Origin of the sequence: Terriglobus albidus, assembly GCF_025685425.1 — a bacterium.
Taxonomy (GTDB): Bacteria; Acidobacteriota; Terriglobia; order Terriglobales; family Acidobacteriaceae; genus Terriglobus; species Terriglobus albidus.
On sequence record NZ_JAGTAS010000055.1, the window covers coordinates 106,890 to 118,465 of the forward strand.

The window sequence follows — 11,576 nt, forward strand, 5'->3', positions numbered from 1 at the left end:
GAGGGGCTTATGGCGACGCTTATGCCTGTTTCAGCACGAAATGAGCAGGATCATGGGAGAGGCATCGCAGAGCGATGGGCAATCCGGCTGCCCATCGCTCTGGGCTCCTCCGCCATCGCCATCTGGAGTTGGCTGGCATTTTTTCGCCCGGTGGGACCGCGGGGAATCATTTGGGCTGTCATCACGGGTGTATTAGCCTTCGCATTTTTCTCAGTCACTTCGTTGCTGGTTGCGATGCTGGATGGAAGTGGCTCACGTACACTTCATCGCGAACTGGCAAAGTGCTCCATGGCGTTCGCGTTCCTGTTCCTCTTTCTTCCTGAATATACGGCTCGAGTACGCCCACCGGTTCTTCGTTCTTCTCTGCTACTTCTCACACTGACCATGCTTTGGCTCGCGCTTTATCATTTCTGTCGCCGCGAGGCCGAAGGCATCCGAGATTGGGCAGAGCGAAAGACTTATTGGCCAATCGCAATGCTTGCCATGCTCTCCATTGCGCTGACGGGACTCGCCATTCGCAAGTTCTATGTCTTCGGATATGTCGGGCAGGATCTCGCCTATTTCGCGCAGATCATGTATACGACCTTGCACGGCCATCTCTTCTGGGGTTCTCTGCTGCAGGATCTGCTGTACTCCTATCCGGTAACCACGGATTTTGCTGGGCACAACTCGCCCGTTATGTTTCTCTTCGTGCCCTTCTATGGGCTTTTTCCCAGTCCTATAACGTTGCTTGTCCTACGCAACGCTGCCATGCTTGCCTGCTGTTATCCGATTTACAAGATAGCTCGGACATACTGCAGTGAAAGCACCTCCCGGCTTTGGTCACTTGCTTTTTTCCTGGTGCCAACCATCTTTTATCAGTCGACGTTTGACTTTTATCCACTGAGCTTTGTCGCACTTCCCTTGCTTTTTACGATTTACTTTTTCCAGCAGTCTCGCTTTCTACCGTTCTGTGTCGCACTGGCCTTTACCCTGGCCGTAAGAGAGGACCTAGCAATCTTTGCGCTCGTTCTCTCGATCATTGCGCTGATCCAGCGAAAGTCCATTCGCTGGATCAGCACTCCGTTCGTCGCCGGGATCGCCTGGGCCTACTTCTCGTATTTCATCGTGCTTCCTCACGCGCTGCACGGCTCATCGTTTGTAACGGATGCATGCTTCAGCCACCTGGGCGCGACCCCGAAACAGATGCTGAGCCACGTTTGCAGCAGCCCACAAACCACGTTGATAACCCGCGGCAACATTGTGTACCTGAAGGAGCTACTGACGCCCACCGCGCTCGTCCTTTCACTCGGCAATGTGCTCGTGCTTTCTTCTCTGCCCTTCATCGGAATCAACCTCGCTGCCGGAGCAGGAAAGTGCATCACCACCGTCATCTATGCTCAATATTCGGTGATTCCGGCGGTGTTGCTTTTCGCCAGCGCCCTGCTTGCCGGTACGCGTACACGCGGGACCCTCAAAGGAATCTCAAGATTGTGGATCAAAAGCGACGCAGTTGCCCCAGCAATCTGCCTCGCGCTTTGTGTCGCGAGTCTGATCTTTGTAACAGGAGAAGATCAGGCCAGCGAGCTACGCTCCAAACCCTGGACGCAGGAAGCCCACCAGGTGGCCCGCCTTATTCCTGATAGAGCTTCCGTCGCAGCCCCTCGCTATCTGTTGCCGTCTCTGGCAAATCGCGATTGCCTCTATCAGACTCACCGGCTCTCGCAATATCACCATCCGGTTTACGAATACCTGATCCTCGACACCGACTGGTCGCACATCAATACCTCCCAGGAGTACCGAACGGCATATACAGCACTTCTGGAGAATGCCCCGAAAGATCCCGCTTTCCGCCTGATCTACAAAACTCCGCGGTTTACCGTCCTACAGAACCCCGCTGCCCATGGAAAAGGATGCTTCCCAGTGGAGGCACCACGATGAACGCGCGGTCGACACTCTTCCGGGACATGGCCAACTACCTGATGGGCCGGGGATCGCTCATCCTGTTAGGGCTTATCACCTTCCCTCTGCTGACGCGATTGCTCTCGGTCAGTGAATACGGTGTTCTGTCTCTTACTCTGCGAATCGTTCTGGTGCTGGTTGTCCTTTCGAAGTGTGGACTTCAATATTCTGCGGCACGTTTTTTTAAGGCCGGCGCATCCTCCGTGCTGGAGCAGAGGCGTCTTTACACAACTCTGCTTATCTGCCCAGCCTGCATTGTGGTTCTGGTCTCGCTGCTGTACTACGCATTTCTGCTCTTTACGCCTGTCTTTCATGGAGATCCGCTCCTGTATCAGTGCCTCATGGTTGCACCGGCGGTCGTTTTCTTTCGGACCTTACAGGCAATCCTGCTCAGCTTTCTCCGGAACGAAGGCAAGAGCCGCCTTCATACGATCGTGGAGATCACGACCAAAACCAGCACCCTCGCGGCCTTCGTGATTCTTGCATTTGTCGGCCTTCACCATGCCTTTCCTGTGCTGCTCGGTGTTCTGGCAAGCGAATTCATCATCGTTGCAGCGCAACTCATCAGCTTTTTGAGACGTGGATTATTCCATTTTTCAGCAATGGATTGGACACTGATCCGCGACTCGCTCCTCTTTGGCGCCCCCCTCATCGTCTATGAGCTTTCCAGCCTGGTGCTGGATTCAGGCGACCGCATCATCGTGCAACGCTACCTTGGGGATCACCAACTGGGGCTTTATTCGGCAGCCTATGGAGTCTCTGGATATCTTCAGGACACGGTGATGACACCCCTGAATCTCGCCATCTTCCCGATCTATATGCGGATATGGAATGAAGAAGGCAAAGCAGCTACTGAACAGTTCCTTTCCACCGCGGTCTCATGGTTCATCCTCGCGGCTCTCTTTATTGTCGGAGCATGCGCTCTCTGCTCGCGGGAGATGCTGACACTCCTCGCATCGGCCCGCTTTGCCGGAGCTGACCGGTTACTGTCAATCCTTATTCCGTCATTGATGATCTACGCGCTGCACATCTTCTTCAATGTGGGTCTGATTCTCGAAAAACGAACGACACTGCTTGCAGCCATTGCAGCTTCGGCAGCAGTAATCAATATCGCGTTGAACTTGTACCTGGTCCCCCGGTTTGGCCTTATGGGAGCAGCGTTCGCCACTCTTCTCGGGTACAGCGTCATGGTCGCCAGCCTCATCCTTATCAATAGAAATAGCCTGCCGCTTACGCCGAATGCTCCACTCATCATGAGCGGCGTCGCGGCAGTGGTTCTTGCGTATCCACTTCCATCTCTTACTACGTTCCATCTGCCTGTTATCACACTTCTGGCGCGGCTCACCAGCTACACCGTCGTCTTCCTGATATGCATGCTTGCCATCTCGTCCAGCTTCAGGACACTGGTGCTTACCGCATGGAGGCGGGTAGTGTCCAGACTTGTCTTTCGCGGACATACCACCGAAGCCGCAATCATCGAGGAGTGTGAGACGTCCAACGCAGGCCAAGGAGTATCCCAATGATTCTCGCTGACCTCGATCCATCGGCAACGATTGGAGTACGCAGTATCGCGCTCTATGCGTCCGTTGTAATTGGCGCACTCCTTACCCTTGCGTGGCGGTCAGAGATCGGGATCTACATCCTTTCGGTTCTGCTGCCCCTGCAGACGACGCGGTATCACCTGCATGCGTTTCCGCTCGGCTCCAAGATCGTCGACATCCTGCTCCTTTGTGTACTAATTGGCACCGTGATACGGCCGAAGTCCAAACTTGCCTATCGTCCCCGTATCGCGATTTTTCTCGCAGGTCTGGCATTCTTCTACTTTCTGTCTTTATGGCGAGGAGCGTTTTACCTTGGCGGAGAGCTCCCCATCTGGTTTTCGGACCATCGTCTCGTCGATTACAAAAACTTCATCGTTATGCCGCTTCTGGCCTTCGCGGTTGTCCGTACCATTCGGACCAAACGGCAGATCGTCACGATTGTCGTTCTGTGTGGCCTCACCTCGGTGGCTGTTGACTATAGCTACCTTAAAGCGTCTTTTGGCAGGGACTTCGCACACTACTCTGAGGAAACACGAGATGCAGGTCCTCTCGGCTATGCCGGTGAGAACGGTCTCGCCTCCTATCTGGTGGAAGCAACCGCCTTCGTCCTTCCGCTGATTGTCGTAAGGAAGAATCCGCGGCTCAGGCTATTTGCCCTCGCGGTTGCCGGGGCAAATACTGTGTGCCTCCTGTTCTCCTATTCGCGCGAAGCCTACCTGGCTCTCGCGGTCATTCTGTGTTTTCTTGCGGTTGTCAGGGTACGCGCGCTCTTCATCCCGATCCTGCTGCTGGCGCTCGGATGGCAAGCTATCCTGCCCGTGGCCGTCCGCGAGCGTATCACCATGACCTATTCGCGTCCCGACGCAGGCATGGCCGCCGAGTTGGATGCGTCTGCTCAAGAGCGGGTTATGCTGTGGAGCGATGCCATGGATCTGTTTCGTCAGAATCCGGTGTTTGGCACAGGTTTTCTCACATATGCCGAACTCAGCCGGGTTGGGTCCTATAAAGATACCCACAATTTCTATCTGAAGATGCTTGTGGAGACCGGCCTTATCGGCCTCTGCCTCTTTATTCTGCAACTCCTGCTGCTCTTGCGTGAAGGGATGCGGCTCTTTACAAGAGCACGAGATTCGCTGCTATCACTTATTGGTTTAGGTTATGCCGCCATGATCGTAGCTGCCACCATCGTGAACCTCTTCGGGGATCGATGGATGTTTATCCAGGTGGACTCGAACCTATGGATCCTCCTTGGGTGTGTGATCTGCGGATCATCCCTGGCCGCTGAAAGCCGTAAGCAGCTGCAACGTCCACAAACAACCTCTATTGCCAAAGCTCCGTGGGCGATCCCCGCTGCCTCGCTGTCCTATGAAAAGGCAATATCATGACTTCTCTTATAAACAACGCGCTCACAATGCGGAAGATGACCTCTTCCCCCAGAAAGGTTCATGGAAGCACTTCCAACCGCTCCATCCTTTTCCTGATCGATCAATTAACGGAAATGGGTGGGGCAGAACGGATGATGTTTGAGCTGGCAAATCGCCTGAAGAAGATGGGGTATACGGTATCGGTCATCACCTTTCGTGAGAATCCCAGCCCGGAGGCCTATACCTATGACACTGAGGTGATTGTGCTTCCAATTCGCTCCTGCCTTTCCTGGCAAGCTATCGGTGTTGCGCGGAAGATAAGGCAGATCATTCGCGAGAGAAACATTGCCATTGCACAGACCTACTTTGAAAGCTCCGATCTGTTTGGCGCCGTGGTCTGCCGGTTATCTGGAGTACGAAAGATCTGCTCCAGCCGCCGTGATATGGGGCTTCTGAGAACTCGAAAACATATGCTGCTCTACAGGCTCTGCACTCCGCTCTACAGCCGAGTGTTCGCCGTCTCAAAACGAGTCGCAGGGTGGCATCAGCAGCAGGACGCCATCGTGCCGCAAAAGATGGAGGTCATTTACAACGGTGTTTATCTGGCTACCTATAACCACCATATTGATAGGGACCGGGCGCGCAAAGCCTTCGGCATCCCCCTGGGCGTGCCAGTAGTCACAACGATAGCCAACATCAACCCATGGAAGGGACTCGACGTTTTCCTGGAAACCGCCGCCATCGTCCACATCCAACATCCCGAGATCGCCTTTGTGATCGCTGGGGATAAGACTGACATGGAGCACTATCAGGTGCTTCAGAGTCGGGTTCAGGAGCTGGGTCTGTCCTCGAATGTCTTCTTCCTCGGACGTGTTTCCGATGTCCCATCTCTTTTAATGTGCTCTGACATCTTTACTTTGCTGTCTCGTACGGAAGGGTTCCCGAATGTCGTGATCGAGGCAATGGCTGCAAGAGTCCCGGTGATAGCCACGGACGTTGGCGGAACGTCAGAGGTAGTGACAGATGGTGTCACCGGCTATCTTGTTCCCTGTGAGGACCATCTCACCGCGGCTGCCACTGTTCTGTCTCTCCTGTCATTCCCTCCCCGGGGAGATCGCCTCACGAGTACAGCAAGGGCTCTTGTAGAGAAGCAATTCTCAATCGAGACGATGGTTCAACGGCATGTTGAGGTCTACGATGCTCTTCTATCTGCCTAAAGCGGGCTTCGGCCCCCAATTCGATCGTTATGCCGTTGTGGCGTTCTGGGCATGTGTCGCGGTTATCGCATATACCTATGCCGGCTATCCGCTCCTGCTCTGGGTACTGACAAAACTTCGCCGGTCGCGTCCGTCAGAACCGTCGACGACGCCAAGCATCACAATACTCATCTGCGCGCACAACGAAGCAAAAAACATCGGAAAAAAGCTTACCGACTGTCTTGCGCTCAACTATCCCCATGACCGGTTGCAGATCATTGTCGCGTCTGACGGCAGCACAGACGAAACCGTTCAAATTGTCCGTTCATTTTCAGACCGGGGAGTCGGTCTGGTCGCCATTCCACAGCAGCGGGGAAAGACAAACGCACAAAATGTCGCAGTGCAATATGCAACCGGTGACATCATCGTCTTCTCGGACGCAACGACGGAGTACCAGGCGGACGCGCTTCAGTACATCGCCGGAAACTTTGCCGATCCATCTGTCGGCGCCGTCTCAGGCCGTTACTACTATTTCGATCCGGAGAAGGCGTTATCGTCCAATTCCGGGGCGAAAGCTTTTGCCGGTTATGACAATCGCATCCGTCAGATGCAATCGGAGATCGCCAGTATCACAGGTTGCTGCGGCTGCATCTACGCGGTTCGTCGATCGTTGTACACACCGCTTCAACCGCACATCATCAGTGACCTCGTAGAGCCAATGCATGTCCTGCTGCAAGGCGCGAAGGTCAAGCTGGAACCTCGTGCTGTAGCGCGTGAGTCTACCGCAAATACCTGCCGCAAGGAGTTCTCAATGAGGGTGCGCGTCATTACCAGGGCACTGCATGGGATCAGTAGCGTAGGTGCGCTTCTCTCTCCCTGGAGATACCCGTGGATCGCCCTGCAGCTGTATTCCCATAAGTTGCTCCGATACAGTGTCCCCGTATTCCTCCTCGGCGCCCTTTTGTTTTCCTCTCTTCTGATTCACGTACCTCTTTATCGGTTCATCTTCGTTACTCAGGCATTCGTCTACGCCATAGCCCTGCTTACAGCTTTCGTTCCTGCTCAGAAGCTCGCCCGGCCCCTGGCGCTTCCTCTCTACTTTTGTATTGTGAATGCCGCGGCACTCACAGCTATCGTCCAGTTTGCGCGGGGTGAACGTTACGTCTCATGGAGACCGGAACGTGAGGTGTCGCGTGCACATTGAGAGAAAGCGCAACAACGGCACTCCCCTGAAAACCGTATTGCGTCAGATCAGAATCCAAACCCTTGATGCATGCGGTCAGCTCCAGGCGGCACGCAGTAGTATTGCGAGAAGGAACGGCGTCATTGTGCTGATGCTGCACCGGATCATTCCGGATCACCAAATGCATCAATGCCGATCGCCTCGCGGCATGGTGCTCCGCGAAAGTGGGTTTCGGAAGCTGCTGCAGTACCTTCGTGCCGAGACCGATATCATCGGCCCCGCTGATCTGCCACACACGCGCGCGCGTAGCGAGCGTCCCCAGGTCCTGCTGACCTTCGATGACGGATGGGCTGATAACTATGAGGTGGCCGCTCCATACCTGGCTGCTTTCAATATCAAGGCATGTTTCTTTGTAGTGACGGCCTATGCAGGATGCTCTCATCCTTTCTGGCCGGAACATGTTCTCTGGTTACGCGGCCTCTCCCAGCAGGCGCATCGTGGGGATCTCTGGAGGCGCTTCCTGGAGAGTTTTCATGTCCACGAGAACAACCGGCCGCGCGGGGAGATTGTGTCGGGCGCCGAGGAGAGGGTCTTGTCATGGCTGAAGCAGTTCAGCGCAATGGAGATTCTTGAGCGGGTTGACGAAGCGCTCTTCCGATTGGATCCGGCTCTTGATCGCATTATCAGCGATCCGTATGAGCGGCTTATGACATGGGACGAAATGCGGTCTCTTGCAAAGCAGGGTCACATGCTTGCTTCCCATACGTGCACGCATTCACTTCTGACACATCTTGGCGGCAAGGCGGTGGCAGAGGAGCTCCGCAACTCGTGGCTCACTCTAAACACAAAGGTGTGGCAGGGCGTTGGTACTTCAGCCTGGATTTCATATCCCAATGGAGATGTCGATAGCTCCGTCCAGGCTGCGGCACAAAAGGCTGGATATCGGTACGGATTCACGACGGTGCCTGGCGTTTGGCCAGGAAGACGCGAATCGCTCTCCATCCCGCGGGTCAACATCTGGGATGGATCGCTGCTCTCAACTGATGGGACATTCAATGAAAACAGCCTTGCACACACTCTCTTCTGGCGTCCAAGCCATGCGGTCCGGCACTAGAACTCTGCTCATCCTGCTGGCATTGCTCATCCGCGCCTTGCCGGCTGACAGCCAGGAGCGCACGGCTGCTCCCAGGATCTTTTTCAGCGATCTGCTCAGCGGCCCAGCCGTGGGAGGCCAGAGCGATCAAGGAGCCTTCGTTACGATCTATGGCTCCGGCTTTGGAACGTCGAGAGGCACAAGCTACATCACGATAGGGGACGTAGCGGCTGCGTCTTATCCAGTCTGGTCGGACGGTAAGATCTCTTTTCAGCTTGGAAGAAATGCAAAATCCGGGCAGATTGTTCTGCACACCGGCAGTGGGCCTGTCTCAAACGGTATTCCATTTGCGGTCCGCCCTGGTCGAATTCTCTTCCTGACGGCAAAGGCACGGGAAAAGCTAAGCACGGCTGTCGGGAAGCTGAAGGCCGGCGACATCCTGTATGTCCAGGATGGGTTCAGCGATGCGGGCTTAGATCGCTACGAAGCAACGGTGAACATCATGTCCAGCGGGCGCCGCGATGCACCCATTGCGCTTCTGGCGTATCCCGGCGCAAAAGTCACTATCGGCTCCGCCAACACACCGCGTATCGCAGCACGCACACCTAATGTGGCACGGACCTCCGATCATTGGGTCATAGGAGGCATTCACTTTATCGGCTATCAGGAAGCACTGGATGTAACGTCTTCGACGGACTGGAGAGTTGTCGGTAATGACTTTACCTGTCCGAACGGATTCGGCCCTACCGGCTGTATTGAGTTTTCCCAGGCATCGAATGTCGCTTTCCTCGGAAATATCATTCACGATGTCGCACAACCCGGTACGACTAAGGTCTACCATGCACTCTACTTCAGCACTGACAGCAATCACATTGATATTGGATGGAACAATATCTTCAATGTTCGTGGTTGCCGGGCCATTCAGTTCCACTCCACTCCAACGGACCGCGGCACCGGCCGTAACCAGTACGATCTGCATGTACACGACAACATCATTCACGACGTTGTATGCGACGGCATAAACTTCGCGACCATCGATCCATCCCGCGGAACGGTGGAAGCTTATAACAATCTTTTCTATAACGTCGGTCAAGGCCCCGATCCGCCCGATGGGAGTTCCAACTATTCGTGCATCTACGTTCAGGGTGGCACAAACTACGGTGCGACAGGCACTGGTGTGGTCGAAATCTATAACAATACGATGTACCGATGCGGCGGCCGTCGCAACACAGACTCCGGCGCTATCTCTTTTTCCCGGGGATCGCCAGGGCAGATCGTTCATTTGCGAAACAACTTGATCGTTCTCGATTCGAAGGTTCCTCTGTTCTCTCCAAATAGCACGATAGTGCCGCTACGAGCAGAGTCAAACCTGGTGTGGTGGCTCAATGGAGTAGCCTCCTCACCGACTCACGCAGGCTTCACGATTGCTAATCCGTTACTGCGTGATCCTGCACACGGCAACTTTGCACCAACCTCTGGAAGTCCCGCCCTTGGCAAGGGCACGCCGTTGGACCTGACCTGGAATCTGTTGGGGCAGCCACGGGAGAAAGGCCGCTTAGATATCGGCGCTTACTGACGTAAGGCTTCTTGGCGCGGCACTATGTTTGAACAAAGCCTCATCCATCAGGTTCTCGAACCGATGGACCGCTTTGTTCACATCGAAGTTAGCTGCCCATTCCACCGCCTGCTGCCCCAGACGCGTGCGCAGCTCGTCATTTTCCATAAGGATGGAGATCGCTGCGGCAACCTCATACACCGATTCGCCGTTCACCCGGAATCCTGTTCTACCATGCGCAATCGCGTCCGCAGTGCCCCCGGCCTCACCTCCAATTACCGGCAAACCGCACGCGTTCGCTTCCAGGAAGACAACTCCGAATCCCTCCGTATCACCATTGATCTCCCGGTTGGGCTGCACAAATACATCTGCACTCTCATAGAGTCCCGGAAGATCCTCGTCTGGAACGAAGCCTAGAAATTCGACACACTCCGTAAGTTCCAGTTCTTTTACGAGCTGAACCAAAGTGTCGTGTTCGGGCCCCTTGCCTCCGATCACGTATCTCCATGACGGAGACAGTTTTTCCTGCCGCCTCAAAACTTCCAGCCCGCGAAGCACCTGATCGATTCCCTTTCGCTTCTCCAGCCTTGCCACCGTCAGGAGAACGGTTTTCTCTTGCCAACCGTAAGCGGCTCGCAGCTCTTCACGCTTTCCCGAGATATGAAAGCGCTTGAGGTCGATAAAGTTGGAAAGGATTTTTGACTTCTCCACGGGAGCTCCTGTCTTTCGAGATACCAGGTGCGCTGTATAGCTGCTCACCGAGAGATTCATATCGGATCGCCTGATACAGCGGCGTTGCCAATAATGCATGAAGGGAGCGAGCAGACGGGGCTTAACCGCCATTGTCAACTCCTCGCCATGAATGTAGTTCACCAGAGCCGTGGGCTTAGGGAGATTCTTCATCAGCCATCCGGCAGAGTATGTTCCGCCACAGACAACAGCGTCGGGTGAGTATTTGCTGCAGAGTTCCTGCCATTGCCGTCGCCCCCGCCGCAGAAATCGAGCCAACTGTATGAGGCTGCCAATCGGTCCCTTCTTTCGATCACCTATGTGGAACTCAAATGCATCGATCCGTTCCACATCCAGACCGTAACGTTGTTTTGCCAACGCGTCCCATGCCTGCAATTCCGCCAATGACACATTGGATCGATCGCCGACAACAACAACTCGGTACCGTTTTAGCCGTGTTAATAGGCCGAGATAGATCTGAACAACGCCGCCGTGATATGCCGGGGCAAAGTATGGAGCAGCAAAGAGCAGCAGAGGGTGTTTTGACTTGGTCATAGGGTGACCTCTGGCGCCTGCGCGATCTCTTTCACGGTTCTTTGTTTTACGACGACAGCCGGCACTCCCATGACAGTCGCTCCGGCGGGAACATCACGATTGACCAGCGAATTCGCGGCAATCATGGCTCCGTCTTCTACCCGTATCGGACCAATCAGAACTGCGTTCGCACCGACGTAAACATTATTTCCAAGTTTGGGAGCACCCTGCGAGCCCGCACCTCGTGTACCCAGCGTGACGTGGTGCGCGATATCACAATGCCGTCCTATGACGACTTCCGGATGCAAGGTGATTCCACCACAGTGGGCAATCAAGAGACCGGGACCGATCTCGGCACGCACGTTGATCCGCATCTGCAAAACCGCCTCGATCCACGTGGCCCCAATCAAATGGAGAGGCTTGGCGAGGCCCCTAACGAG

The 11,576-nt window shown here is 54.8% G+C and carries 9 protein-coding genes; 7 read left to right on the top strand and 2 right to left on the bottom strand.

What is annotated here, in order from left to right; translation table 11 throughout:
- Nucleotides 1-9: 9 nt before the first annotated feature.
- From OHL21_RS14280 to OHL21_RS14310, 7 genes are all read left to right on the top strand, one after another.
- Entirely contained in the window at nucleotides 10-1,920 is a 1,911-nt protein-coding gene (locus tag OHL21_RS14280; protein ID WP_263417956.1) for a DUF2079 domain-containing protein, read from the top strand.
- The gene (locus tag OHL21_RS14285) at nucleotides 1,917-3,464 is read left to right on the top strand and encodes a lipopolysaccharide biosynthesis protein (protein ID WP_263417957.1); all 1,548 of its coding nucleotides are present in this window, start codon (nucleotides 1,917-1,919) and stop codon (nucleotides 3,462-3,464) included. Before OHL21_RS14280 ends, OHL21_RS14285 begins: the two co-directional genes overlap by 4 nt.
- Nucleotides 3,461-4,867 carry an O-antigen ligase family protein gene (locus OHL21_RS14290; RefSeq protein WP_263417958.1) on the top strand — a complete coding sequence of 469 codons (1,407 nt, stop codon included), beginning with the start codon at nucleotides 3,461-3,463 and terminating at the stop codon, nucleotides 4,865-4,867. The genes OHL21_RS14285 and OHL21_RS14290 overlap by 4 nt, the downstream gene beginning before the upstream one ends.
- Complete coding sequence (locus OHL21_RS14295) at nucleotides 4,864-6,063, top strand: glycosyltransferase family 4 protein (protein WP_263417959.1); 1,200 nt, start codon at nucleotides 4,864-4,866, stop codon at nucleotides 6,061-6,063. The genes OHL21_RS14290 and OHL21_RS14295 overlap by 4 nt, the downstream gene beginning before the upstream one ends.
- Nucleotides 6,029-7,246 (top strand): glycosyltransferase family 2 protein, encoded by a 1,218-nt coding sequence (locus OHL21_RS14300; protein ID WP_263417960.1) that lies wholly within the window; start codon nucleotides 6,029-6,031, stop codon nucleotides 7,244-7,246. Before OHL21_RS14295 ends, OHL21_RS14300 begins: the two co-directional genes overlap by 35 nt.
- Nucleotides 7,247-7,406: 160 nt before the next feature.
- On the top strand, nucleotides 7,407-8,339 hold the full coding sequence (locus OHL21_RS14305) for a polysaccharide deacetylase family protein (protein ID WP_263417961.1): 933 nt from the start codon (nucleotides 7,407-7,409) through the stop codon (nucleotides 8,337-8,339).
- Complete coding sequence (locus OHL21_RS14310) at nucleotides 8,323-9,894, top strand: IPT/TIG domain-containing protein (protein WP_263417962.1); 1,572 nt, start codon at nucleotides 8,323-8,325, stop codon at nucleotides 9,892-9,894. The genes OHL21_RS14305 and OHL21_RS14310 overlap by 17 nt, the downstream gene beginning before the upstream one ends.
- On the opposite strand, the gene OHL21_RS14315 is transcribed toward OHL21_RS14310, so the two are convergent.
- Nucleotides 9,874-11,157 carry a glycosyltransferase family 4 protein gene (locus OHL21_RS14315; protein WP_263417963.1) on the bottom strand — a complete coding sequence of 428 codons (1,284 nt, stop codon included), beginning with the start codon at nucleotides 11,155-11,157 and terminating at the stop codon, nucleotides 9,874-9,876. The genes OHL21_RS14310 and OHL21_RS14315 overlap by 21 nt on opposite strands.
- Complete coding sequence (locus OHL21_RS14320) at nucleotides 11,154-11,510, bottom strand: serine O-acetyltransferase (RefSeq protein WP_263417964.1); 357 nt, start codon at nucleotides 11,508-11,510, stop codon at nucleotides 11,154-11,156. Before OHL21_RS14320 ends, OHL21_RS14315 begins: the two co-directional genes overlap by 4 nt.
- Nucleotides 11,511-11,576: the final 66 nt, after the last annotated feature.

Bases quoted from the DNA above. Each gene is read 5' to 3' on its own strand.
- OHL21_RS14280 (WP_263417956.1), top strand. From the start codon at position 10: ATGGCGACGCTTATGCCTGTTTCAGCACGAAATGAGCAGGATCATGGG.
- OHL21_RS14285 (WP_263417957.1), top strand. From the start codon at position 1,917: ATGAACGCGCGGTCGACACTCTTCCGGGACATGGCCAACTACCTGATG.
- OHL21_RS14290 (WP_263417958.1), top strand. From the start codon at position 3,461: ATGATTCTCGCTGACCTCGATCCATCGGCAACGATTGGAGTACGCAGT.
- OHL21_RS14295 (WP_263417959.1), top strand. From the start codon at position 4,864: ATGACTTCTCTTATAAACAACGCGCTCACAATGCGGAAGATGACCTCT.
- OHL21_RS14300 (WP_263417960.1), top strand. From the start codon at position 6,029: ATGTTGAGGTCTACGATGCTCTTCTATCTGCCTAAAGCGGGCTTCGGC.
- OHL21_RS14305 (WP_263417961.1), top strand. From the start codon at position 7,407: ATGCATCAATGCCGATCGCCTCGCGGCATGGTGCTCCGCGAAAGTGGG.
- OHL21_RS14310 (WP_263417962.1), top strand. From the start codon at position 8,323: ATGCGGTCCGGCACTAGAACTCTGCTCATCCTGCTGGCATTGCTCATC.
- OHL21_RS14315 (WP_263417963.1), bottom strand. From the start codon at position 11,157: ATGACCAAGTCAAAACACCCTCTGCTGCTCTTTGCTGCTCCATACTTT.
- OHL21_RS14320 (WP_263417964.1), bottom strand. From the start codon at position 11,510: ATGCGGATCAACGTGCGTGCCGAGATCGGTCCCGGTCTCTTGATTGCC.